At 70.8% G+C, this 23,331-nt stretch carries 25 protein-coding genes; 6 read left to right on the forward strand and 19 right to left on the reverse strand.

Annotated elements, in window-relative coordinates; translation table 11 throughout:
* Window positions 1-165: 165 nt before the first annotated feature.
* Together WA675_RS22785 and WA675_RS22790 are read right to left on the reverse strand one after the other, a co-directional pair.
* Window positions 166-1,155: a TAXI family TRAP transporter solute-binding subunit gene (locus tag WA675_RS22785; protein WP_336086900.1), complete on the reverse strand. Its 990-nt coding sequence runs from the start codon at window positions 1,153-1,155 to the stop codon at window positions 166-168.
* A 44-nt stretch (window positions 1,156-1,199) separates the two neighbouring features.
* Window positions 1,200-3,275 (reverse strand): TRAP transporter permease, encoded by a 2,076-nt coding sequence (locus WA675_RS22790; RefSeq protein ID WP_336086901.1) that lies wholly within the window; start codon window positions 3,273-3,275, stop codon window positions 1,200-1,202.
* A 261-nt stretch (window positions 3,276-3,536) separates the two neighbouring features.
* On the opposite strand from WA675_RS22790, the gene WA675_RS22795 reads away from it, so the two are divergent.
* Window positions 3,537-4,715 carry a winged helix DNA-binding domain-containing protein gene (locus tag WA675_RS22795; protein WP_336086902.1) on the forward strand — a complete coding sequence of 393 codons (1,179 nt, stop codon included), beginning with the start codon at window positions 3,537-3,539 and terminating at the stop codon, window positions 4,713-4,715.
* Window positions 4,716-4,906: 191 nt separating this feature from the next.
* Window positions 4,907-5,545: a GNAT family N-acetyltransferase gene (locus WA675_RS22800; protein WP_336086903.1), complete on the forward strand. Its 639-nt coding sequence runs from the start codon at window positions 4,907-4,909 to the stop codon at window positions 5,543-5,545.
* Window positions 5,546-5,553: 8 nt separating this feature from the next.
* Here WA675_RS22800 and WA675_RS22805 read toward each other — a convergent pair whose 3' ends face one another.
* Both WA675_RS22805 and WA675_RS22810 read right to left on the reverse strand, forming a co-directional pair.
* Window positions 5,554-6,048, reverse strand: coding sequence for a nitroreductase/quinone reductase family protein (locus tag WA675_RS22805; protein WP_336086904.1), 495 nt, complete (start codon window positions 6,046-6,048; stop codon window positions 5,554-5,556).
* Window positions 6,049-6,110: 62 nt separating this feature from the next.
* Window positions 6,111-6,839, reverse strand: coding sequence for an NUDIX hydrolase (locus WA675_RS22810; protein ID WP_336086905.1), 729 nt, complete (start codon window positions 6,837-6,839; stop codon window positions 6,111-6,113).
* 78 nt (window positions 6,840-6,917) lie between these two features.
* Here WA675_RS22810 and nadA point away from each other — a divergent pair, with 78 nt between their 5' ends.
* From nadA to nadC, 3 genes are all read left to right on the forward strand, one after another.
* Window positions 6,918-7,952 carry a quinolinate synthase NadA gene (nadA, locus tag WA675_RS22815; RefSeq protein ID WP_336086906.1) on the forward strand — a complete coding sequence of 345 codons (1,035 nt, stop codon included), beginning with the start codon at window positions 6,918-6,920 and terminating at the stop codon, window positions 7,950-7,952.
* Window positions 7,953-7,989: 37 nt separating this feature from the next.
* The gene (locus WA675_RS22820) at window positions 7,990-9,633 is read left to right on the forward strand and encodes an L-aspartate oxidase (protein ID WP_336086907.1); all 1,644 of its coding nucleotides are present in this window, start codon (window positions 7,990-7,992) and stop codon (window positions 9,631-9,633) included.
* Window positions 9,634-9,736: 103 nt separating this feature from the next.
* Window positions 9,737-10,597: a carboxylating nicotinate-nucleotide diphosphorylase gene (gene nadC / locus WA675_RS22825; RefSeq protein ID WP_336086909.1), complete on the forward strand. Its 861-nt coding sequence runs from the start codon at window positions 9,737-9,739 to the stop codon at window positions 10,595-10,597.
* 33 nt (window positions 10,598-10,630) lie between these two features.
* Here the strand turns inward: nadC and WA675_RS22830 are convergent, their stop codons facing one another.
* The 8 genes from WA675_RS22830 to bioB form a co-directional block, all read right to left on the reverse strand.
* Window positions 10,631-11,245, reverse strand: coding sequence for a Uma2 family endonuclease (locus WA675_RS22830; protein WP_336086910.1), 615 nt, complete (start codon window positions 11,243-11,245; stop codon window positions 10,631-10,633).
* A gap of 59 nt (window positions 11,246-11,304) precedes the next feature.
* On the reverse strand, window positions 11,305-11,469 hold the full coding sequence (locus WA675_RS22835) for a hypothetical protein (protein ID WP_336086912.1): 165 nt from the start codon (window positions 11,467-11,469) through the stop codon (window positions 11,305-11,307).
* A gap of 30 nt (window positions 11,470-11,499) precedes the next feature.
* Window positions 11,500-11,634, reverse strand: coding sequence for a hypothetical protein (locus WA675_RS22840; protein WP_336086913.1), 135 nt, complete (start codon window positions 11,632-11,634; stop codon window positions 11,500-11,502).
* A 64-nt stretch (window positions 11,635-11,698) separates the two neighbouring features.
* Window positions 11,699-12,799, reverse strand: coding sequence for an AI-2E family transporter (locus tag WA675_RS22845; RefSeq protein WP_336086914.1), 1,101 nt, complete (start codon window positions 12,797-12,799; stop codon window positions 11,699-11,701).
* Between the two features lie 96 nt (window positions 12,800-12,895).
* Window positions 12,896-13,429: a DUF1353 domain-containing protein gene (locus tag WA675_RS22850; RefSeq protein WP_336086915.1), complete on the reverse strand. Its 534-nt coding sequence runs from the start codon at window positions 13,427-13,429 to the stop codon at window positions 12,896-12,898.
* A gap of 60 nt (window positions 13,430-13,489) precedes the next feature.
* Window positions 13,490-14,128: a DUF2567 domain-containing protein gene (locus WA675_RS22855; RefSeq protein WP_336086916.1), complete on the reverse strand. Its 639-nt coding sequence runs from the start codon at window positions 14,126-14,128 to the stop codon at window positions 13,490-13,492.
* Window positions 14,128-14,337, reverse strand: coding sequence for a biotin synthase auxiliary protein BsaP (gene bsaP, locus WA675_RS22860; protein WP_278266003.1), 210 nt, complete (start codon window positions 14,335-14,337; stop codon window positions 14,128-14,130). Before bsaP ends, WA675_RS22855 begins: the two co-directional genes overlap by 1 nt.
* 26 nt (window positions 14,338-14,363) lie before the next feature.
* Window positions 14,364-15,377 carry a biotin synthase BioB gene (gene bioB / locus WA675_RS22865; protein WP_336086917.1) on the reverse strand — a complete coding sequence of 338 codons (1,014 nt, stop codon included), beginning with the start codon at window positions 15,375-15,377 and terminating at the stop codon, window positions 14,364-14,366.
* A 148-nt stretch (window positions 15,378-15,525) separates the two neighbouring features.
* Here bioB and WA675_RS22870 point away from each other — a divergent pair, with 148 nt between their 5' ends.
* A complete protein-coding gene (locus WA675_RS22870; RefSeq protein WP_336086918.1) occupies window positions 15,526-16,110 on the forward strand; it encodes a TetR/AcrR family transcriptional regulator C-terminal domain-containing protein in 585 nt (194 codons plus the stop codon).
* 55 nt (window positions 16,111-16,165) lie between these two features.
* Here the strand turns inward: WA675_RS22870 and WA675_RS22875 are convergent, their stop codons facing one another.
* From WA675_RS22875 to WA675_RS22905, 7 genes are all read right to left on the reverse strand, one after another.
* Window positions 16,166-17,434, reverse strand: a complete 1,269-nt coding sequence (locus WA675_RS22875; protein WP_336086919.1) for an MFS transporter — start codon at window positions 17,432-17,434, stop codon at window positions 16,166-16,168.
* Window positions 17,435-17,537: 103 nt separating this feature from the next.
* Entirely contained in the window at window positions 17,538-18,887 is a 1,350-nt protein-coding gene (locus tag WA675_RS22880) for an LLM class flavin-dependent oxidoreductase (protein WP_336086920.1), read from the reverse strand.
* Entirely contained in the window at window positions 18,884-19,645 is a 762-nt protein-coding gene (locus WA675_RS22885; RefSeq protein WP_336086921.1) for an ABC transporter ATP-binding protein, read from the reverse strand. The genes WA675_RS22880 and WA675_RS22885 overlap by 4 nt, the downstream gene beginning before the upstream one ends.
* Window positions 19,621-20,484 carry an ABC transporter permease gene (locus tag WA675_RS22890; protein ID WP_336086923.1) on the reverse strand — a complete coding sequence of 288 codons (864 nt, stop codon included), beginning with the start codon at window positions 20,482-20,484 and terminating at the stop codon, window positions 19,621-19,623. The genes WA675_RS22885 and WA675_RS22890 overlap by 25 nt, the downstream gene beginning before the upstream one ends.
* On the reverse strand, window positions 20,484-21,512 hold the full coding sequence (locus tag WA675_RS22895) for an ABC transporter substrate-binding protein (RefSeq protein ID WP_336086924.1): 1,029 nt from the start codon (window positions 21,510-21,512) through the stop codon (window positions 20,484-20,486). The genes WA675_RS22890 and WA675_RS22895 overlap by 1 nt, the downstream gene beginning before the upstream one ends.
* A gap of 138 nt (window positions 21,513-21,650) precedes the next feature.
* Complete coding sequence (locus tag WA675_RS22900) at window positions 21,651-22,790, reverse strand: alpha/beta hydrolase (protein WP_336086925.1); 1,140 nt, start codon at window positions 22,788-22,790, stop codon at window positions 21,651-21,653.
* A gap of 67 nt (window positions 22,791-22,857) precedes the next feature.
* Window positions 22,858-23,331, reverse strand: a 474-nt coding sequence (locus WA675_RS22905) for an SRPBCC domain-containing protein (RefSeq protein ID WP_336086926.1), incomplete at its 5' end; no start/stop codon positions are given.

Here is a 23,331-nt window from a genome sequence, read left to right on the forward strand (position 1 = left end):
CACCCGCGCGTGCGCCCGGCACAGCGGCCACGGCCAGCGCGGCGCGCCGCCGACCGGCCATATCCCACGGGCTCGATGCTCGGCGAGTACGCCCGCGCCCACGCGTACGTCACCAGCGCTCAGCGCCGACCACCGGGCCGCGCGCACGACCGATTCGGCGGCCGCTCAACCCAGCGCGACCTCCGACCCGCGATGCAGCCGCACCGGCGCGGTCTTGCCCGCGGTCGCCGGGTCGATCCCCGCCGCGGCCGGATTGGCTTGCTCCAGTTGTGGTTTGCGCTCGAGCAAGGTCTCGGTCAGCACACATGCCAGATTCGCGTCGAGGTCCTCGCGGACGACGAGCAGGTTCGGCACCACCACCGTCGGCACATCGGCGGCGAGGCCGTAGGTCGCGGCGGGGATGGCCCCGGCCTCGTAGACCGAGTTGATCTCCTTCAGTTCCGGCAGCACGCCGGTGATGTCGAGGAAGCGAACCTTGTCCCTGGCGGTGGTGAACAGGTCGGTGATGCCCGGTGTCGGCAGGCCGCCGGACCAGAACATGGCGTCGATCGAGCCGTCCTTCATGCCGTCGACGGTCTTGGTCAGGTCCAGGCGCTGAGCGGCCACATCGCTGTCCGGGTGCAGGCCCGCCGCCTGCAGCACCCGCTGGGCGATCACCTCGGTGCCGGACTTCGGCGAGCCGGTGGAGACCCGTTTGCCGCGTAGGTCGGCGAGGCTGTCGATGCCTGCGTCGGCGCGCACGATGACCTGGGTGTAGTTGTCGTAGAGGCGGGCCAGGGCGCGGATCGGCTGGGCATCGGCGAAGCTGCCGCTGCCCTGCACCGCGTCGGCGGCGGAGTCGGCCAGCGAGAAACCGACCTGGTAGGTGCCGCCGACGACCTGCTGGATGTTCTGCACCGAGGCCCCGGTCTCGGCCGCGGTGGCCTTGACCGTGCCGTTCGTCGCGCTCGACACCTGTTCGGCGAAGGCATTGCCCAGCGCGAAATACACGCCGGTGGCGTTGCCGGTGGCGATGCCGATCCTGGTGTCCTGCCGGACTTCACAGGTCACCGCGCCGCCCGCGTCGGTGGTGGGCGTGTCCTGCCTGCCACCGCATCCGGTGAGCAGCGCCGCGCCGGTGCAGGCCGCGACCGCGACGACGACTGTTCTGATCATGGTGTCCCCTCTCGTCGACGGCCTGCGCGCCGTCCGCTGACATCTCACGCGGGCTCCGCGACCGTGCGCCCGCGCACCTTGTCGACGACCCCGGCGAGCACCGTGATCGCCAGCAGCCCGAGCCCGAGCGCGGTGGCGAGCGGCGCCGGATAGAGCAGGGTCACCCCGGTCAGCGCGGCCAGGACGCGCACCACGGTGCCCACCGCGCCGATCCCGAACAGCCAGCCACCGGTCGCCACGGCCAGCGCCGCGACACCCACGGCGGCCGCCGCGCCGACCCACAGCACCTCGACCGCCGAGCCCCGGCCGAGCAGGTACTGGCCGGAGTCGGTCAGCACGAACATCAGCGGCACCAGGAAGGCGGGCAGCGCGTAGCGCAGGGCCTGCCACATGGTGGCCATGGCCCTGGCGCCGGTCACCGCGGCCGCGCCGACGGCGGCCAGCGCGGTCGGCGGGGTGACCTCCGAGAGCACCGAGAAGTAGAAGACGAACATGGCCGCGGCGGGCGCGGGCACACCCAGTTCGAGCAGCGCGGGCCCGATGATCACCCAGCCGATCACGAACGACGCCGTCACCGGCACCGCCAGGCCCAGCAACGACAGCGCGATCGCCGCCAGCACCGCGGTGGTCGCCAGCACGACGGCCGGGTTCTCCGACAGCACCGACCCCGCCCGCACCAGCAGCGCCGCCACCTGCGCGCCGAGCCCGGTCTTGGTGGTCATGGCGGTGATCACGCCCGCCGCCGCACACACCGCGACCACCGGCAGGGCCGCCCGCATCCCCACCGAGAGCGCGCGCAGTGCGTCGAGCACGAACCGGACCGGTGAAACCCGGTGGTCCGCAGGGTCTTCCGAAGCCCTGGCCCGCAGGATGCGGTCCGGGATCGCCAGCAGCAGCGCGAGCGCGGTGGCGTAGACGACGGCGCGGGTGGCGCTCATGCCCGTCAGCAGCAGCACCACGATGACGATCAGCGAGGAGAAGTGATACCCGAAGCGCCCGAGCAGGATCCACCACGGTGTCGGTAGCGGGGTGTCGGCGAGGTCGGCGGGGGTGCGGCCGTCGGCGTGCAGGCGGCGGGCGTCGATCTCGACCGAGAGCAGAATGCCCAGGTAGTAGAGCAGGGTCGGGATCAGCGCCCAGCCGAGCACGGTCACATACGAGACATTGAGATACTCGGCGACGATGAACGCCGCGACGCCCAGCGTCGGTGGCGACAGGATGGCCCCGACGCCCGCGGCGGCGAGCATGCCCCCGGCCTGTTCGGGCCGGTAGCCCGCCTTGCGCAGGATCGGCCAGGTCACCGCGCCGGTGCTCACCGCGGTGGCGGTACCCGAGCCGGAGACGGTGCCGAGCAGGAAGCCCGAGGCCACCGCGGTGCGTCCGGCCGCGCTGTGCGAGCGCCGGAACAGCGAGACCGACAGGTCGACGAAGAACCGTGCGGCGCCGGAGAATTCGAGCACCGCGCCATAGAGGGTGAACAGCACGATGTAGCTGGCCGCCACGTCGAGCGGGGTGCCGTAGAAACCGCTGCCGGAGTTGTAGAGGGCATCGACGATCTGGTCCACGTCCAGGCCCGCGTGCGCGATGGTCCAGCTCTGCGGCAGCAGCCCGCCGTAGTAGCCGTAGGCGAGGAACACCAGGCACACCGCGGGCAGGATCCAGCCCGTGGTCCGCCGACACGCCTCCAGCACCAGCACCAGCAGAATCCCACCGAGCACCACGTCGACCCCGACCAGCATGCCCTGGCGGTCCAGGAACGCGTTGTACCCGCCGCCACCATCGCCGATGGCGAACGGCAGCACCGGATACAGGCACACCAGCAGCGCGCCCACCGCCAGCATCCAGTCCAGTGGCGCGGGCCCGTCTACTCGATCGAGCCTGCCCCACCCCGACCGGTAACTCAGGAACACCAGCGGCAGCGCGACCGCCAGGAACACCACCAGGTAGTACTGACTGCCCTGTGACAGCGGCCGGAACACCTGCCACAGCGCCAGCCCCGCCAGTCCGAGCGCGACGATCCCGACCAACCGCCCCGCGAACCCGGACAGCACGCGCGCGGGCCGCTCCTCGTCATCGACACCCAGCTCAGCGGGCGTCACGACCGGTGGCGGTGCGCTCATGAGCGCGACGATAACAACATCGGCCCCTCCCCCACCGCGAAAACGACGACCCGGGATACTGCACAAAAGTGACAGAACTCCCCGGGTCGCCGCGCCCGTCCGGTGCTGCGCCGCGGAGTGTTCCACGAGACCACGTCCCGGCACCGCGGGCCAGGTCGGCGGTGCGGACTCCGGCGCCGACGATCCAGGGCGCGGCCCGGGGAAGGCCCGCCGACGGCGGCGATCGTCAGGCATGTCGGTGGTCCCGCCTACGATCCGCACATGCCATCGATCGACATCGCGCAGCGCCGGGCCCGGCTGGCGACCAGGCACCGGCTCGCCCTCTCGGCCCGTGCGGCCGACCCCGCCGAGATCGCGCGCTCGATGGTGGTGCTGCACGCCACCGATCCGGCGACGGTGTATCTGTCGGTCGGTGCTCGGGGCATCGACCTCACCCCCGCCGACATGGAACGCGCCCTCTACGACGAGCGCTCGCTGGTGCGGCTGCTGGCCATGCGCCGCACCATGTTCGTGGCCCCCACCGAGCTGCTACCGATCTTGCAGGCATCGACCTGTGACGCGTTGGCCCACAAGCAGCGGCGCGCCTACAGCCGGTTCATCGAGCAGGCCGGGGTCGTCGACGCAGACATCTCCGCCTGGCTGGCCGAGGTCGAGACCGAGACGCACGCGGCGCTGCTGACCCGTGGCGCGGCGACGGGTGCCCAGCTCAGCAAGGACGTGCCACGCCTGCGCACCCAGATCGACACGGCGCCCGGCAAGCCGTACTCCAAACCCACCAATATCACCACCTGGGTGCTGGTGGTGCTCGGTGCGGAGGGCCGGATCGTCCGCGGCCGCCCCAACGGCAGCTGGACCAGCAGCCAGTACACCTGGGCACCCGCGGAAACCTGGTTACCCACCCCGGATTCGTCACTGTCCGCGGAGGAGGCCCGGGTCGAACTCGTACGGCAGTGGCTCTACGCCTTCGGCCCCGCGCCGGTGACGGACCTGAAGTGGTGGACCGGCTGGACGCTCGGCGAGGTACGCAAAGCCCTTGCCGCCCTGCCGATCACCGAGGTCGACCTCGACGGCACCCCGGGCATCCTCCTCACCGACGACCTCGCCCCGGTCCCCGAGCCGGAACCGTGGGCAGCCCTGCTGCCCGCCCTGGACCCCACCCCGATGGGCTGGCAGACCCGCGACTGGTTCCTCGGCCCGCACGCCCCGGCCCTGTTCGACCGCAACGGCAATATCGGCCCCAGCATCTGGGCCGACGGCCGCATCGTCGGCGGCTGGGCCCAGCGCGCCGACGGCGAGATCGTCACCCGCCTGCTCGAAGACGTCGGCAGCGAACACCGGGCCCTCATCGACACCGAGATCACCCGCACCGCCACCTGGTTCGGCGATATCCGCGCCATCCCCCGCTTCCGCACCCCCCTTCAACGCGAACTCACCACCTGACCGCGACCCCCGGGTCCACCCCGGCGCGGCACGCCACCGGCCGCGGCGGTCCCGTGGCGTGCACCTCGGCGCACGGCCATGGTCACCCCTCGAGCGGCAGCCCGGTGACCGCCGAAACCGCAATCTCTTGTCCAGCAATACATTCCACCGCACGAGATCGGCCCGACCCGCGCCCTGGTAGCGTCGGCGCCGTGGAGATCCGCCGATTCACCGAGCAGGACCGAACCGAACTCCGCGCCCTGGCGACCATCGCCGGTGCGGGTTCGCCGACCGAGAGCCTGTGGGGACACCCGGAGTCCGAGGCCGCGATCTACCTCGACCCCTACCTGGACCTGGAACCGGAATCGGTGTTCGTCTCGGTCGAGGACGGCGCACTGACCGGCTACCTGGTCGGCGCCGTCGATTCCGCGCGCTTCCCCAGCGAGGAGGAGCGGATGACCGAGGCGATCCGCCACCACCGCCTGTTCCTGCGCCGTGGCCCCGCCGCCTTCTTCGCCCGCGCGATCGCCGACACGCTCGCCTCCCGCGTGCGCCGCCACGCCATGGCGGGCGACTACACCGATCCCGCCTACCCCGCCCACCTGCACATCAATGTCGCCCCGGCCGCCCGCGGCACCGGCGCCGCCGAGGGGCTCGTCGGCCACTTCCTCGACCACGTCCGCGCCGCGGGCGCCCCCGGCTGCCACCTGCAGACCCTCACCGAGAACACCCGGGCCGTCCGCTTCTTCACCCGCGTCGGATTCACCCCTGTGGGCGAGCCCGCCGACGTCCCCGGCCTGCGCTACCAGGGCCGCCGCGTCCACCAGCAGACCATGGTCCAGGCCTGCTGATCCCCCGGTCAGGCGGCGCGCCGTAACACCACCAGCGGCAGCGGCTTGTCGACCTTGGCCTGGTACTCGGCCAGCAGTGGGTTGTCGGCCAGGGCCCAGGCGGCGAACTCGTCGTAACGATCACCTTCGAGCACGTCGGCGGTGGCCGCGTAGGTCTCCCCGCCGAGTTCCACCGTCACCCCCGGGTTCGCCTTGGCATTGTGGAACCAGGCCGGGTAGCGGTCCTCGATGAACGAGCTGACATACAGCGTGTCGTCCCGGTACAGCGCGCCGAGCGGAACCAGATGGGGGCGACCGCTTTTCGCGCCGGTCGTGGTGAGCAGCAGCAGTGTGGCCCCCGCGTAGTCACCGCCGACCGTGCCGCCGTTCTCCCGGAATTCCGTGATCACCCCGTCGTTCCATCCGGCCATCTCCTCCGGTGAGTACTCCCGGTTCCACGGGGCCTCGGGATCGTCGTAGGAGACGGTGGGAGCGCTGTCCTGTGCAGTGGTTTCGGCATCCATGTGAGCAGTGTCGCACCGGGCACCGACAAGTTCGGGCGGGCCGGATCGCGCCCCCGGGTCGGTCAGGTCGGCGGGCGCAGGGCGGCGAATTCGTCGGTGACCCGCAGTCCCGAATCGGTGAAGCGGTAGCGGGCCGCGGGACGCCCGCCGGTCCGCCCGGAGGGGGCGGTGTCGCCGGTCGGGGTGATCACCTTGCGGCGGGTGAGAACCCGCTGGAGATTGGTGGTGTCGACGTCGTATCCCAGTGCCGCGCAATAGATCTCGCGCAGCACCGACAGCGTGAAGATATCGGGCGCGAGCGCGTAGGCGATATTCGTGTACGACAGCTTCGCGGCCAGGCGGGTCCGGGCGTGATCGACGACGGTGCGATGGTCGAAGGACATGTCCGGCAGCGCCGAGACCGGGTGCCAGCGGGTGTCCGGCGGCAGTTCCGGCTCCGTGGTCAGCGGGACCAGCCCCAGATAGGCCGAGGCGATGCGGCGCGGCGCGGGCACCCGCAGCGGATTGCTGAACACCGAGAGCTGCTCGAGATGCGAGAGCTCGCGCACGTCCACCTTCTCGGCCAGCTGGCGGCGCGCCGAGGTGTCGAGGTCCTCGTCGTCCCGTAACCGACCGCCCGGTAGCGACCATGTCCCCTTCTGCGGATCGAGTGCCCGTTCCCATAGCAAGACCGCCAGTTCCGGATGCTTCGACCGACCCGAAACGCTGCTACCTGCGGAAATGTCGGCAGGGAAGCGGCGAACCTGGAACACCGCGGTGAGCGATTCGTGGATGGTGTTACTATGGGGCACGTTTTCGATTATAAGTCGAAAACCTGGTTAGGTGCGAATCGTGGCGACGGAGCCGCTCGCACGAAGAAGGGAGCCATCATGGCGACGACGACTGCACAGCCGCTGATGGGCTCGGTGTTCGACGGACCCACCGGATACGCGGGTGTCGAGGCGACCCCGGAATGGGCGCAGGAGGTGCGCCGCCTGGCGCGCGAGCGCAACGCCACCATCCTCGCGCACAACTACCAGCTGCCCGAGATCCAGGACGTGGCCGATCACGTCGGCGACTCGCTGGCGCTCTCGCGGATCGCGGCCGAGGCCGAAGAGGACACCATCGTGTTCTGCGGTGTGCACTTCATGGCCGAGACCGCCAAGATCCTGAGCCCCGCCAAGACCGTGCTCATCCCGGACGAGCGCGCGGGCTGCTCGCTGGCCGATTCCATCACCGCCGACGAGCTGCGCGCCTGGAAGGCCGAGTACCCCGACGCGATGGTGGTCTCCTACGTCAACACCACCGCCGAGGTGAAGGCGCTCACCGACATCTGCTGCACCTCCTCCAACGCCGTCGACGTGGTCGCCTCCATCGACCCCGACCGTGAGGTGCTGTTCCTGCCCGACCAGTTCCTCGGCGCGCACGTCAAGCGCGAGACCCAGCGCGAGAACATGCACATCTGGGCGGGCGAGTGCCACGTGCACGCCGGCATCAACGGCGAGGAGCTCACCGAGCAGGCCCGCACCCACCCCGACGCCGAGCTGTTCGTGCACCCGGAGTGCGGCTGCGCCACCTCGGCGCTGTATCTGGCCGGTGAGGGCTCGTTCCCGGCCGACCGCGTGCACATCCTGTCCACCGGCGGCATGATCGACGCCGCCAAGCAGGCCAAGTCCACCCAGGTACTGGTCGCCACCGAGATCGGCATGCTGCACCAGCTGCGCAAGGCCGCCCCCGGCATCGACTTCCAGGCCGTCAACGACCGCGCCTCCTGCCCGTACATGAAGATGATCACCCCGGCCGCGCTGCTGCGCTGCCTGGTCGAGGGCGCCGACGAGGTGCACGTCGACCTGGCGATGGCCGAGGCAGGCCGCGCCTCGGTGCAGCGGATGATCGAGATCGGCAACCCCGGCGGTGGGGAGTGACCCCGTTCCCGCCCGCGCGGACGTCGCGGTAACGGCCGTGACGGCGAGGGTTCCGGTCTCCTGGGAGGCCGAGGTCGACCTGGTGGTCGTCGGCGGTGGCGTCGCGGGGCTCACGGCCGCGCGCACGGCCTCGCTGCGCGGACTGCGGGTGCTGATCCTCAGCAAGGGCGGGCCGACCGACACCTCCACCCAGTACGCGCAGGGCGGGATCGCGGTGGTCGCGCCGCAGGGCGATTCGGTCGATTCGCATGTGCTCGACACGGTCGAGGCCGGTGCCGGGCTGTGCGAGGTCGAGGCGGTGCGCTCGATCGTCGAGGGCGGGCAGGCGGCGGTGGCCGCGCTGACCGATCTCGGCGCGGTGTTCGATCTGGGCCGCGACGGCCAGATCTCGCGCACCCGCGAGGGTGGGCACAGCACCCGCCGGATCATCCACGCCGGTGGGGACGCCACCGGCGCCGAGGTGCAGCGCGCGCTCAATGCCGCCGGGCTGCCGGTGCTGTTCGGCGCCGCGGCGCTGCGGGTCATCACCGGATCCGACGGGGTCCGCGGCGTTGTCGCGGTGTCGCCCAACGGTTTCGGGGTGGTCCGCTCCCCCGCGGTGCTGCTGGCGACCGGCGGGCTCGGGCAGCTCTACGCCTCGAGCACCAATCCGCCCGGCGCCACCGGTGACGGTGTGGCACTGGCGCTCTGGGCCGGTGCCGCGGTGGCCGATCTCGAGTTCGTGCAGTTCCACCCGACGGTGCTCTACACACCGGGTGGGGTGGGCAGGCGGCCGCTGATCAGCGAGGCGGTGCGCGGCGAGGGCGCGATCCTCCTCGACGCGCACGGCGACTCGGTGACCGCGGGCATGCACCCGCGCGGTGATCTCGCGCCGCGCGATGTGGTGTCGCGCGCCATCGCCGAGCGCATGCGCGCGACCGGCACCGATCACGTCTACCTCGACGCCCGCCACCTCCCCGGTTTCGCCCAGCGCTTCCCCACCATCACCGCCTCCTGCCTGGCCGCGGGCATCGACCCCGCGACCCAGCTGATCCCGGTCGCCCCCGGCGCCCACTACCAATGCGGCGGCGTCCTGACCGACACCCACGGCCGGACCGGAGTTCCCGGTCTCTACGCCGCGGGCGAGGTCGCCCGGACGGGTCTGCACGGGGCGAACCGGCTGGCCTCCAACAGCCTGCTGGAAGGTCTGGTCGTCGGCGAACGGGCCGGTGCGGCCGCCGTCGAACGTCTCGGCCTGCGCACCGAGATCAGCGACATCGATTCCTGGACAGCCGAATTCGCCGACCGATCCGTGGTCCAGCGGGCCATGACCGAGCATGCCTCGGTCGTCCGCGACGGCGCCGGACTCACCCGCGCGCTCGCCACGATCGACGCCGCGCGCTCGGTCGCGTCACCCCTCGACGCCGCCGAGGGTTTCGACTCCACGCGAGTACTGCGCTGGATCGAGGACGCCGCCCTCACCCTGACCGCCCGCGCACTACTGATCGCGGCCGCCGACCGCGCGGAAAGCCGTGGCTGCCATACCCGCTCGGAATACGCGGGCCCGGTCGAGGGCCGACGGCACAGCACCGCGGTCCGGCTGAACGCGGACGGCGAACTCGAGGTGCGGGCCGAGGCATCGATGCCGCTCGGCGACGAGCTGCCGGTCGAGGCCGCCCCGGTCCCCCTGAGCGCCCGGTGATCACCGCGTACGCGTGGGGCCCGGACGAGACCACCGGTGGCGCGCACCGCGTCGCCACCCGATCGACCCGGTGCTCCGTGCGCCGGAGAACAGGAGTGCAGTGATGGCGCTGGATGCCGCTCTGGACCGTAACGAACTGCTGACGCTGATCCGCGGCGCCCTCGACGAGGACCTGCGCTACGGGCCCGATGTCACCACCGTGGCGACCGTGCCCGCCGACGCGGTGAGCAAGGCGTCGGTGGTCTCGCGCCAGCACGGTACCGTGGCCGGGATCGATGTCGGGCTGCTCGTGCTCGACGAAGTGCTCGGCGCGGGCAGCTACGAGATCACCGGCCGGGTCGCCGACGGCACCCGGGTGGAGCCCGGCACCGCGGTCCTGAGCATCGTCGCCCCCACCCGCGGCCTGCTCACCGCCGAACGCACCATGCTCAACCTGGTCTGCCACCTGTCCGGCATCGCCACCGCCACCGCCGCCTGGGTGGACGCCGTGGCGGGCACCGACTGCCGGATCCGCGACAGCCGCAAGACCCTGCCCGGCCTGCGCGCCCTGCAGAAGTACGCCGTCCGCGTGGGCGGCGGCGTGAACCACCGCATGGGCCTCGGCGACGCCGCCCTGATCAAGGACAACCACGTCGTGGCCGCCGGATCCGTGGTGAACGCCCTGCGCGCCGTGCGCGAGCTGGCCCCCGACATCGCCTGCGAGGTCGAGGTCGACAGCCTCGAACAACTCGACGCCGTCCTCGCCGAGAACGTCGAACTGATCCTGCTCGACAACTTCCCCCTCTGGCAGACCCAGGCCGCCGTCCAACGCCGCAACGCCACCGCCCCGGCGACGAAACTCGAATCCTCCGGCGGCCTCTCCCTCGACCAGGCCACCGACTACGCCGCCACCGGCGTCGACTACCTCGCCATCGGCGCCCTCACCCACTCCGTCCGAGTCCTCGACCTCGGCCTCGACATGTGATCACCAGGCGCCCCGGCCGATTGGGGCGCCCGCTCAGCGACGCCGGGGCAGTCGGCTCTGGAGATCGGCGAACGTCACCGCCAGCGAGACCGGACTGGTCAGCACGAGCGCGTCGGTATGGGTGTGCCGAGTGACGTATCGGCGGCCCGACCAATCGAGTCGGCATTCCTCGATCTCGGTGATCTGCTGCCAGTCCTTGTCGAAATGCACGATGAGATAGACAGGTATCCCGGCGCGGGCATACAGTGCGCGCTTGATGCCGATATCGGCGTCGACGGTGCCTTCCGACGTGATCTCCGCGACCAGCAGGACCTGCTCGGCGACCGTCCGGACATCGTAGGGACCGGGTCCGCAATCACGCAGCAGCACATCGGGGTAGCGGACGCGTAGGCGACGAGTCTCGTCCGCCGAATCGCCGTCCGCGAGCCGGATCGGGGTGTCGCTGTGCACCTCGCGGCAGGGCCCGTCCGGATCGATGGCGTATTCGAGCGCACCCACCAGTCGGCGCACGACCAGATCGTGTTCGGGCGACTGTGCCATACACTCGAGGAGCACGCCGTCATGGATGTCACCGAAGTCCTCCGGCGTACCCGCGAGGAATTCATCGGCGCTGACCAGCCGTTCCGGCTTGTTACACGGGGCCGACATGAGACCCACCCTACGCTATTGCCGCTACGCTGTTGCGCAACACAGTAGCGGTTCGAAACCTACTCGTATCTGCGGTTTCGGTGTTTCTCGGAGCGGCGGTAGGTGCGGGCGCTCGGGACCGGGGTGGCGGCGCTGGAGGTGCGCAGGGCGTGGCGGTGGCGCCAGGCGGTGAGGTCGGGGCGTTCGGTGGGGTGGTCGGTGGGTTGGTGGTCGGTGGTGCGCATGTGGGTCCTCCCCCGGGAATGGTGACCGGTTCACGGTAGGGATGGGCCGTGGTGGGCGCCAGTGGTTTTCCGTGCGTAGCCGGGAACCCGGACGAGCTGATCACCGGCGATCAGGGCGATCCCGCGCAGGATCGACAGCGTGCTCGACACGAGCAGCAGCACCACGACCAGCATGGTGACGCCCCCGGCGACCCCTGCGTGACCGGATTCGGCGCCGAGCGGGCGGGAGTCACGGCGACTCCTTCTCCGCGGCGAGTTCCTTCTTGTTCAGCGGGGCGCCGATCAGCACATCGGCCCAGCGGGTCGACGGATCGATATCGAGCAGCAGGGCTTTCACCAGCAGCGTCAGCGGGACGGCCAGGATGGCCCCGAGCCCGCCGAGCACCCAGGCCCAGAACACCAGTGACATAAAGGTCAGGGTGACACTCAATCCGACGGCGTCACCGACGAATTTGGGCTGGATGATCGACTGGATCACGAAGTTGATCACCGAGTAGACGACGATCACCCACAGCATCAGCATCGGCCCGCTGTCCAGCAGCGCCAGCAGCGCGGGCGGGATCACGCCGATGACGAACCCGATGTTCGGGATGTAGTTGGTGATGAACGACAGCAGCGCCCACAGCAGCGGCAGCGGCACCCCCATCAGCCACAGCGCCCCACCGTCGAGCACCGCGACGATCGCGCCGAACACCGTCGAGACCACCAGGTATTTGCGGGTACCGTAGGCGAATTCGCCGATCGCGTGCGCGATGGCGGGCCGCTCCCGCGCGACCACCACCATCCGCTGCCGGATACTCATCCCGTCCACCGCCATGAACAGCAGCAGCGCGATGACGAAGAACAGATTCGAGAACACCCCGATCGCCCCGCCGAGCAGATCGTCGACGAGCCCGACGAGCTTGCTCATGTCGATGTTGTGCAGCGCCTTCTGGATCTGGTCGCTGCTCACCCCCAGATCCGCGAGCAGATCCCGCGCGTAGCCGAGCAGATCGTCGAGCCTGCCCGCGTATTCGGGCAGCTGCGAGGCCAGCTGATACGCCGACAGCGCCAGCGCCCCGACCAGGCCGAGCACGATGAACAGCACCGCGCACAGCGCGATCAGCATCCCCAGCCAGGCGGGCCAGCCGCGGCGGCGCGCCCATTCCTGCACCGGCTGCACCGCGATGGTGAGCATGAGCGCGAGGAAGGTCGGCCCGATCACCCCGGCGAACGCCTTCATCCCCGCGATCGCCACCACCGCCGCGGCCACCGACAACAGCACGATCAGCCCGCGCGGGATCGACCACTGTGGTTCCGCGGGCGCGGGCGCCTGACCGGGCATGCGCATCGAGGCCTCCTGGCGGTGAGCGGACCACTGTCGCTCCCGACGCTAGAGCGCCCACCGGCCACCGGCATCGCCCGTTCCGGGTGAATCACAGGGCAGCTACGCGGTCTTCATCTGTGGTGTCGGCGGCGGCGCGGTGGTGCGCTTGCCGAGTCGGCTCAGCGCCCAGAAGGCCAGTTCCACCAGCCAGAACAGCAGCAGGAAGGTGGTCACCACAGTGACCGGCAGGGCCAGGAAGACCAGCGAGGGCAGCGCGATCAGCAGCCAGCGCAGCACATCGACGGCCGAGGCGCCGCGCAGATGCGAGCCCAACCGCACCGCCGCCCACATCATCCAGCGCCGCGGCACCGAGATCCCGAACTCGCGCAGGCACCGCCGGAAGATGCCGTCGGCGTCGGCCCGGCCCACTTCGTCGCCGCGGCACAGATAGTCGTGCAGGATCGCGGCCCGGGTGTAGGCGCCGTAGCGGGGGATCAGCCAGACCAGCGCCCGCGGCACCGAGGCGAAGTCGGTGCGGAATCCGGCGGGCACGGTGAAGGTTTCGACCGCGCCCTGATAGGTGAGCGGTTCGGTGAGCCGCCAGAATTTCGCGTCCAGTTCCTCGACGACCGGGCCGCCACCGATGAATCCCATGACCGCTCCTCCCGAGCCGCCCACCTGCGAATACTCGCGATGGTAGCGATCGGGAGGGGCTCAGGCGCGCGGTTGCGGACTCGCGTCGAAATCGCCGCTGGGCCGATACTCCCCGGCGGGCACCGGTGCCGGATAGTCGTCGAATCCGTCCGGTCGCAGGTCACCGAGCAAACCCGTGGTGCCCGAACCGAGATCGGTGCGCGGATGCAGCGCGGCAAGGAACAGCAGTACCAGCGCGGCCAGCAGCGGCTGCACGAGCAGCACCAGATCGGTGCCCACCTCGGCGGGCAGCGTCACGATCTGCCCGACCACGGGATCGTCGGGACGCGGGTGCCGCATTCCGGCCACCCACTCCCCGACCCACATCATCACGGCCGCACCGAGTCCCGAGGCCGCCAGCAGCCCGACGACCAGCGCGGGCCCGCGCGCGCCGCGCACCCGCCAGGCCGCGGCCACACTCAGCACCGCGACCACCGCGCCCAGACACAGGAACATCGCGACCCCGTCGAAGAGGTGCATGCTCTCGCCGGTGAGGGCGATCCCCTTTTCCGGAGTGGTCACCCGCACCCGCTGGGTCGGCGCGAGCACACCCCACACGACCCCGGCGACCGCACCGGCCACGAGGACGAGGCCGACGACCACGCCGACCCCGATCACCTCGCGCCGCAACACCTCCGGACGCGGCTGCGCGCCGAGCACTAGCGGCGTTCCAGCTGCGCCGATTCGATGACCCCGTGCCGGGAGCACTTGGCCCACCAGCCGTCGGGGCTCACCTGCACGATCATCCGGCGGCCGCACTGCTCGCAGAAGCGGGGCGGTTCGAGCCCGAGTGCCGCGGCGGCGGGCGTCGCGTCGTCGAGACCGGGCACGATCCGCTTGCCGGTGAACGGGTTGTAGCGCTCGTCCATGTCTGTCACCCTACTGTGCCGTCGCGTCAGAGGGTGTCGTTGAACGCCTTGATCGGCATTTTCAGCTCACCGAGCAGGTCGAGGTCCGATTCGGCCGGACGGCCCAGCGTTGTGAGGTAGTTGCCGACGATGACGGCGTTGATGCCGCCGAGCATGCCCTGCTTGGCGCCGAGGTCGCCGAGGGTGATCTCGCGACCGCCCGCGAAACGCAGGATGGTGCGCGGCAGTGCCAGGCGGAAGGCGGCGATGGCACGCAGCGCGTCGGCGGCGGGCAGCACCTCGAGGTCACCGAAGGGGGTGCCGGGGCGCGGGTTGAGGAAGTTCAGCGGCACCTCGTCGGGCTCGAGCGAGGCCAGCTGCGCGGCGAATTCGGCGCGCTGCTCGATGGTCTCGCCCATGCCGAGGATGCCACCGCAGCACACCTCCATACCGGCCTCGCGCACCATCCGCAGGGTGTCCCAGCGCTCCTCGTAGGTGTGCGTGGTGACGACCTTCGGGAAGTGCGACTTGGCGGTCTCGAGGTTGTGGTTGTAGCGGTGCACGCCCATGGCGGCGAGCTGGTCGACCTGCTCCTGGTTGAGCATGCCCAGCGAGCAGGCGACCTGGATGTCGACCTCGTTGCGGATGGCCTCCACACCGGCGGCGACCTGGGCCATCAGGCGCGCGTCCGGACCGCGCACGGCGGCCACGATGCAGAACTCGGTGGCGCCGGTCTTGGCGGTCTGCTTGGCCGCCTCGACCAGGCTGGGGATGTCGAGCCAGGCCGCGCGCACCGGCGACTGGAACAGGCCCGACTGCGAGCAGAAGTGGCAGTCCTCGGGGCAGCCACCGGTCTTGAGGCTGATGATGCCCTCGACCTCGACCTCCGGGCCGCACCACTTCATGCGTACCTCGTGGGCCAGCTCGAGCAGCGCTTCCAGGCGGTCGTCACCCAGGCGCAGCACCTCGACGGTCTGCTCCTCGGTGAGGCCCTCGCCGCGCTCGAGCACCTGTGCACGGGCGATGGCCAGAATGTCGGTCTGGACGGGTGCCTGCGTCACGACGTGTTGTCCCTTCGTCGGGGGTACGCGCGGTCGGCAGGGGTGATCCACCCGGCGTGGCCGCGCGACTTGAACGGTGTTCAGGATAGGGTAGCGGCTGGGAGTGAGCCATCACACCCGGGTCGGCGAATCGGACGGAAGGACGCGCGTGCAACTGCGGAAGACGGATGTGGTCGATGCCGCCGTCGAGATCCTGGACCAGTACGGCCTGGCCGACCTGACCATGCGCAGGCTGGCCGGGTCGCTGCAGGTGCAGCCCGGCGCGCTGTACTGGCACGTCAAGGACAAGCAGACTCTGCTGGGCGCGGTCGCCGACCGGATCCTGGCCCCGATGGACGAGCCGGTGGCGGCCACCGAATGGCAGGGCCAGGTCACCGAATTGGCCCATCGCCTGCGCGACTGCCTGCTCGCCTACCGCGACGGCGCCGAGCTCGTCTCGGCCACCTACGCCTCCCGCCTGACCACCAGCAAGGCCCGCGAACGGCTGGCGGGCATCGTCATCCGGGCCGGAATGACCAGGGAGGAGGCCGAACTCACCGCCTTCACCCTGCTCTACTACGTCCTCGGCCAGACCGTCGACGAACAGTCCCGCATGCAGATGGACTCCGCGGGCGCCCTCCCCGACGATTCCTCCCCGCTCCTGGACACCCCCGACGCCACCGCCCGCTTCGACTTCGGCCTGCAACTGTTCATCGCCGGTGTGCGCAGCATCCTCGGCTCCCGCGTCCGCTGAACCGGTCACCCCGGCCGCGTGGCAGGGCACCACCGCCACCGCCGAGCAGGGCACGTCACCGCTGGTCAGCGACGTGCCGTAACCCGGTACCACCTGGCTCCACCACCGAAACCGGCGCGTGTACCCGGCCGGGGAACCAGCGGTACATCGCCGCGGCACCCCCCACCCCGGCGATCGCGAGAGCACCCGCGGCCGCGCCGAGGACCGTCACCGCGCTGATCGCGCCGACCGCGATCGGTCCGGCGAACATGCCGATGTCGTGGGTGAGCCGCCAGGCGCCGAGGAATTCGGCGCGCTGACCGGGTGGGGCCACATCGGCACCGACGGTCATGATCACGCCGTTGCTCAGTCCGTTGGCGAAACCGAGCAGCACCGCGACGGCGGTCAGCCCGCCCACCGACCCGGCGAACGGCAGTACCGCGTAGCCGATAGCGAAGCCGATCATGGCGGGGACGCCGATGGCGCGGCGGCCGTAGCGGTCCAGGAGGATGCCCGAGGGATAGGACATGAGCACGTCGACCGCGCCCGCGATACCGAACACCAGGCTGGTGGTGGCCGCGTCGGCGCCGATGTGCACCGCCCAGAGTGGCAGCAGCGACTGGCGTGCCGCCCGCGCCGCGCCCATCAGCAGCGCACCGAGCCCGAGTGTGCCCAGCAGCCTGCGGTGCTGCACCACCACCGACCGGATCGTGTGATCGCTGACCACCGCGGGCGCACCGCCGGGTTCCGGCATGGCGAACACCATCACGCCACCGAGGACGGTCGCCACGAACTGGATCCACAGCCCGCCGACCGGCCCGAGCCAGTGCACGGCCCCCGCGCCGAGGAACGGCCCGGTGAAGAACCCGAACCGCATCCACCCGGCCAGCGCCGAGAAAGCCCGTCCCCGATCCGCGCCGGGCACCACGGCCACGACATAGGTCTGCCGGGCCAGCCCCCACACCGCGCCCGCGGCACCATTGATCAGCAGCCCCAGCGCGAACACCGCGATAGTCGGCGCGAGGATGGCGATCAGCAGCCCGAGCGCACAGACCAGCGACCCCAGCGCGATGGCCCGCCGCTCCCCCGTCCGCGCCACCAGCCACCCGGCGGGCAGGTCGCCCAGGATGAGCCCGAAGCCCATCATGGCGACCACCACCCCCGCCGTCCCCACCGACGCGCCCAGTTCCAGCGCGTGCAGCGGCAACATGGGCGCCGCGGCGCCGGAACCGATCCCGTACACCGCCGACGGCACGAACACCGCCAGCGCCATCGACCGCAACCGGGTGCGTGGCTCCTCCCGCACCCCGTTGTCGGCGGATTCCGGTCGTCCCGTCAGCGTCACCGCGTCGACCCGTCGACCGCGAGACGCGCACAAGCTGATCCGGCTGTGACCGCGCACCGCCACTCGGCGGCGTCTCGACCGCCTCCGGCGGGGAGAGCGGCCCTCATCCCGCGAGCGTGGCGGAACGGGCGAACCGGCTCTCCGGGCGGGTCAACCCGAAGTGATCGCGCAGCGTGGTCCCGCTGTACTCGGTGCGGAACAGCCCGCGCTCCTGCAGGATCGGCACGACCGTCTCGGCGAAGATCTCCAGCCCACCGGGGTAGTACGGCGGCATCACATTGAAACCGTCGGCCGCGCCCTGGGTGAACCACTCCTCGATCGTGTCGGCGACCTGCTCGGGCGTCCCGGCGAACACCCGGTGCCCGCGCGCCCCCGCCAGCCGGTGCAGCAGCCCACGCAACGTCGGCCGTTCCCGTTCGACGATTCCCGCCACCACCTGCAACCGGCTGCGCGCGTTGTCGGTGACATCACCGGCTCCCGCGAAGGTCTCCACCGGCACCGGCTCGTCGAGCGCGAGCGACCGCAGCGAGGTCCCCGTGATGGATTCCAGCTGCCCGAGCCCGTATTCGGGCACGGTGAGCTCGTTGAAATCCCGCTCGAGCCGCAGCGCCGCCGCCTCGGTGTCGGCGATGAACGGGCTGATCCCCGGCAGGATCTTCACCTGTTCCGCCGTGCGCCCGTACTCGGCGGCCTTGCCCTTGATATCGGCGTAGAACGCCTGCGCGTCCGAAAGCCGTTGATGCGCGGTGAAGATCGCTTCGGCGTACTTGCCCGCGAACGCTCGCCCCTCGTTGGAGGCCCCTGCCTGCACCAGCACCGGATGCCCCTGCGGCGTGCGCGCGGCATTGAACGGCCCGCGCACCCGCAGGTGTTCGCCGACGAAGTCGATCGGGTGGATCCTGTCCGGGTCGGCGTAGACGCCCGCCGCCCGGTCGAGCAGGATCGCGTCGTCCTCCCAGCTGTCCCACAGCGCCACCACCGCGTCCACGAATTCCCGTGCGCGGGCATAGCGTTCGGCGTGATCGGGGTGCCGGTCGAGGCCGAAGTTGGCCGCCGCCAGATCGGTGCCGGTGGTGACGATGTTCCAGCCCGCCCGGCCACCGGAGATGTGGTCGAGCGAGGAGAACAGCCGGGCCAGATTGTAGGGCTCGTAGTAGGTGGTGGACGCCGTGGCGATCAGGCCCAGATGCGTTGTCGCCGCGGCGATCGCGGTGAGCAATGTGATCGGTTCCAGCCCGGGCGCCGCGTTGTGGCGCACATCGGTACGCAGGGCGGGCCCGTCGGCGAAGAACACCGCGTCCAGCTTCGCCGCCTCGGCAGTACGCCCGATCTCCTGGTAGTAGGACACGTCGTAGATCCGGTCCGGCCTGCTGTCGGGATGCCGCCAGGCCGCCTCGTGATGACCGGACGGATAGATGAACGCATTGAGACTCAGCTGCCGGGGCGCACTCATGATGCCTGCTTCACTTTCTCGAATTCGGTGGTGTCGACGCCGAGGCCCGCGAGCAGGACCTCGCGCAACCGGATGAATTCCGGATGCGCGTGCCTGCGCGGGCGCGGGGTGTCGATGCGCTGGTCGATCGCGATGCGGCCCTCGTCGAGGACCAGTACCCGGTCGGCGAGCAGAACGGCTTCGTCCACGTCGTGGGTCACCAGCAAGACCGCGGGCCGGTGCGCCGCGCACAGCGCCTGCAGCAGCGCGTGCATCCGGATGCGGGTCAGCGCGTCCAGGGCGCCGAAGGGTTCGTCGGCCAGCAGCAGTTCCGGTTCCCGCACCAGCGAGCGCGCCAGCGCCACCCGCTGTTGCTCGCCACCGGAAAGCTCACGCGGCCAGGCGTTCTCACGTCCGGCCAGGCCGACCTCGGCCAGTGCCGACCGGCCGCGTTCCTTCGCGTCACGGCCGGTCAGCCCGAGCACGACATTGTCGAGCACCCGCGACCACGGCAGCAGCCGCGAATCCTGGAACACCACCGCCCGCTGGGTGGGCACGCTCAGCTCGCCCGAGCCCGGCACCTCGGTGTCGAGCTCGGCCAGCGCGCGCAGCAGCGTGCTCTTGCCCGAACCGCTGCGTCCCAGCAGGGCCACGAACTCGCCGCGCCGGAACTCGAGGTCGATCCCGTCGAGCACGACCCGCGTCCCGAAACCCCTGGTCAGCGCGCGGGTGCGCACCACAACACGTTCCTGGCTCAGTCGCCCAGTGTCTGTCGCCATGCCAGCACCTTCCGTTCCGTGGCCCGCACGGCGAGATCGCCGAAGAGTCCGAGAAGTCCGTAGATCACCAGGCCGACCACGATCACGTCGATCTGCCCGTAGGTGCGCGCCTGGGTCATCAGGTAACCGATGCCGCTGGTCGCGTTGACCTGTTCCACCACAACCAGCGCCAGCCAGGAGATGGTCACCGCCAGCCGCAGCCCGAGGAAGAAGCCCGGCAGCGCCCCCGGCAGCGCGATGCGCCGCACGAAACCCCACCGCGACAGCCCCACCGTCTCGGCCAGCTCCACATACCGCGCGTCCACACTGCGCAGGTAGGCGTGGGTATTGATGTAGACGGGGATGAGCACGCTGGTCGTGATGACGATCAGCTTCATCTCCTCGCCGATCCCGAACCACACGATGAACAGCGGGATCAGCGCCAGCGTCGGGATGGCGCGCTTGATCTGCACCGGCCCGTCGACGACCGCTTCGCCGAGGCGGCTGAGCCCGGCCACCAGGGCCAGCACCACACCGATCAGCACGCCGAGACCGAGCCCGATCACCGCGCGTCGCAGCGAGGTCAGCAGATTGGATTGCAGCCTGCCGTCGGCGAGGAGATCCCCCGCGGTCTGCGCGACGGTCCACGGCGCGGGCAGCGTCTCGGGGTCGATGCCCCCGACGGCGGACCCGACCACCCACACGGCGATCAGCAGCGCCGGGCCGAGCGCGAAACCGAACGGAATCGGCCGTCCCGGGCCCAGCCTGCGCTTACCCCGGCCGCGCGGCGCGAGCGCCCCGGCCGGTGCCGACGTGGTGCCCCGGATCCGGCGCAGCACGCCCGCGTCGAGCGTGGCCATCAGCTCGCCGCCGGACCGAACGCGGCGCCCGCGGCGGTCACGGCCTCGGTGACCGCGGCGTCGAAGCGCAGGTCGAAACCATCGGTGGCCGTGATCTTCTTGGGCAGCTCGCCCGCGGAGTCGATGGCGTCGATGGTGCTCTGCTGCCGGGCGACCAGTGCCTGGTCCAGGTGCGGGAAGGTGTAGGTGCCCAGCGACTCGACGATCCGCGCGGCGTCGTCGGCACTGACCTTCTGGCTCTCCACGTAGTAGCGGGTCGCCCATTCCTCGCGATGCGTATTGGTCCAGTGCCAGGCCCGCACGAACGCCCCGACCAGCGCGCGAGTGGCGGCGGCCTTGGCCGGATCGGTCACCACGGCCCGGCGCGCGTACAGGTAGGCCAGGCCGCTGTAGATGCCCGCGGTCTCCGCGTCAGCGATCACCGAGGTGCCCGCGGTGCGCAGCAGCCGGGTGACGTTCGGCTCGATGAGCGGGGCGACATCGACCTGGCCGGTGCGCACGGCATCGAGGAACTCGGCCAGCTGCAACCGGACCAGCTGCACGTCACCGGTGCTCAGCCCGGCCTTGGTGAGCGCCTTGAGCACGGCCGCCTGCTGCGCGGTGCCCTCGGCGTAGGCGATCTTCTTGCCCTTCAGATCCGTGAGCTTCGTGATCGAACGCCCCGGCGCCACCGCGAGTTTCAGCGCCTGTGGGTTGGTCTGGTACGAGCCGACGATCGGCACGTCCTGCCCGGCGGCCAGGGCATGGATCGGCGGCACGTCACCGACCTGGCCGACATCGGCCGCCCCCGCCCGGAAGGCCTCGAGGATCGCGGGCCCCCCGACGAAGTTCGCGAACTCGATCTTGAACGGCAGCTTGTCCAGCTCACCGGAGAGCCGCAGCGCCGACTGCAACCGCTCCTGCTGATCGGCGACCACCAGCGTGGTGCCCGGCGGAACCTCTGTCGGCAGCGGCGCGTCCGGGGTGCCGACCGGTGTCTCGCCACCGCCCGAGCACCCGCTCAGGCCGAGGGTCGCGAAGGTTGCCACCGCGAGAAACGCGGCGGTGGCACGGCCACGGAGGCCGGGCAGAACAGGATTCGGTCGGTGCACAGCTCGGATTGAAGCAACTACGGAGGTGCGCTAATACCTTTAGCCTTAGCGTGATTCGAATCGCGCGCCGGTCGGTCATGGCGGGTTCGCTCGCTGATAGCGCTGCACGAACGGCAGCACCTGCGACTCGATGATCGCGTTGTACTCGGCGGGCCGCTGTCGCGGGTCGGCGTGCTCGATCTCCCGCGGCCGCACCACCAGCAGCGTGCCGTCGACCCCGCCGGACAGCTCGATCAGCACGCGATGGGAGTAGTCGACATCCACGACCCGGTCCCGGTTGCCGTCGCGGGGCCGGATGAACACGATCGCCGGGCGCTGCTTGTCCGGGTACTCCCGGCCCAGCGCCCGCAGATCTCCCGCCGCGCCACCCGCGACGATCGCCAGGAACTGCGCCTCGATCAGGCCGTTACTCGCCGCGTCCCGCGAGAAGATCTTGTCGCGCAACACTTCCCCGATCACCCCGCGCAGTGCACCGAGGTCGACGCGCGGGAGCACTCCCCGGCCCGGCCGCACGAACCGATCCTGGCGCGCGGTCGTCTCCACCGCCATGCGTAACAGGCGGCTCTCCCGCGCCCCCGGCAGCCAGCCCATGTAGCGGACCAGGTCGGTGCCGCGGCCCCGGCTCTCCGGCCGCACCGCGTCCAGGTCCACCGGCGTGCAGTCCAGCAGCACCGCGACCAGCCTGCGGTCGCTGCCGAGATGGATGTGCCGGGCCACCTCGAGCGCGATCACCCCGCCCATACTGTGGCCGACCAGCACGATGTCGCGCACCCCGGCCCGCTGGGTGGCGCCCACGATCATGTCGGCGATGACCTTGGTGTCGATACCGGCGTTGTCGTACCGCACACCCCACACCACGCCCAGATGCCGCAGCGAGGGCAGCGCGGCCGCGGTGGGCGCCGCGTTCAGCCCGCCCAGCCCGACCAGATCGATGACGGCGGTGTCCCAGCCGTCGTCGGTGAACGGCGGTGCCACCGGGAGCAGGGCCGGGGCGGTGTGCGCGAGCCGTTCACGTTCGGGAGCGACGTCATAGCGCCAGTACTGCCCGAACACCGCCAGCACCGCCACCACGACCAGCGCGCACCGCACCATCGTCAGCCTGGTCCGGCGCCAGGCGCGCCACCGGTGACCGAGGCGGGTTTCGCGCAGCCGGGCCCGCCGTCGCGCATCGTCGTAGTCCGCGACGGTGGACGGGTGTCGAGCCGGCGACGACATTCCTCCACTGTAGGGACGCGTCTTTACGGTCCGCTGACGCCGAAACCGGCCCCGCGCCAGCGGGGGATCAGTCGACCGTGCCGCGTTCGGCCAGGGCGACCAGCTTGCGCAGCGCCATCTGCCAGCCCACCTCGTTGTCGGCCGGAGTCAGCCCCTGCGGCACGCCCTCGTGCAGGACATCGAGACGGGTGCCGCCGTTCTCGTCGGTCAGGGTGAAGGTGACCGTCTGCGCGCCGGTCATCTCCGGCTGCTCGGTGACGAACTCGAGGACCTCGACCACCTGCTCATTGGGGACCAGCTGCCGGAAGGTTCCGAAGTAGGCGTCGTGCTGCGGAATCGTGCGGCCCTCGCCGACGACCTCGTCGTAGATCAGCGTGATGGAGAACGATCCACCGACCTCCGCCTCGAAGCGATGCACCTCGCTGGCCATCCCGTCCGGCACCATCCACATCCGCACCGCCTCGCCGTCGAGCAGCAGCCGGTAGACCTCCGCCCGGGAGGCGTTGATGTGCGCACCGATCTTCGTCGTCGCCATAGCTCC

Source organism: Nocardia sp. SSK8 (assembly GCF_037034205.1).
Lineage (GTDB): Bacteria > Actinomycetota > Actinomycetes > Mycobacteriales > Mycobacteriaceae > Nocardia.